This is a genomic window from Leptospira koniambonensis (assembly GCF_004769555.1).
Classification (GTDB): domain Bacteria; phylum Spirochaetota; class Leptospiria; order Leptospirales; family Leptospiraceae; genus Leptospira_B; species Leptospira_B koniambonensis.
On the sequence record NZ_RQFY01000003.1, the window covers coordinates 1 to 860 of the forward strand.

At 37.8% G+C, this 860-nt stretch carries 1 protein-coding gene; it reads left to right on the forward strand.

Features of this window, described 5'->3' with window-relative positions:
• On the forward strand, positions 1-777 hold a 777-nt coding region (locus EHQ52_RS04000; protein ID WP_135613997.1), incomplete at its 5' end, for an SH3 domain-containing protein.
• Positions 778-860 lie beyond the last annotated feature (83 nt).

An 860-nucleotide genomic window follows, 5' to 3' on the forward strand; every position in this document is an offset into this window, starting at 1 on the left:
TCGATTTTATTTCTTATAATCCCTTCAATCGTGATAGGAGATGAGATTGTTGTAATCGGTAAAATTGTTAATATTCGAGAGAATCCTAGTATTTCAGGGAAGGTAATAGCTTCAGTTGCTATCGGAGATAGTTTGAATGAGATAGCCGAAACGGCCACTTTTGAGGTTATTGATAATCGAAGAGCAAAATGGTATAAGGTAAGTAAGAACAATATAATAGGATGGATCTTTGGAGGGTATACTTCGAAGTTTACATCGCTTAATACAGAAGATTTGATAAAGATAGGAAGGGAACTGGTTAAAAGAAACCCTATATTTGCTAAGAATATATCTAAGAGGATTTTATCCGAACCGTCAGTTGAGTTACATTATGGTCCAGATACTATATCCTCCCATGGCGAAGGAAAAACAATTAGTCGAATTGCTGACTGTTATATTAGTGGATTTCAGGATTTTGAATCTGCCGATAAGAATAGCTTAATAGAGAATATTCGTAAAGCTGTTCAAGGAAACGATGCTAAGCTATTAGCAAGTTATGGAAGTTGCGATATGAGTGGAGCAATATGCAACTCGGGTGTTTGGTTTGATAGCTCGAAGGAAGCCCTTATCAGTCATATTTTTAAGAAGATTTCTACGCATAATTTGAAAGTTGTTATAGGATCACAGAGCTTAGAATATACTTTCGGAGATAAAAGCCTTCAATTCGAGTTTAGAAAAACAGATGTGCATAACTGGAACTGGACGGGTGTTTGTTTTTCTAACAATATTTTCGACTAAGCGCAACTATCGTCTAACTATCGGTGCCTCCTCTCCGCTCGGGGCTTGCTAACGCAACCCGCTCGCTTGGGCTTCGCCACATT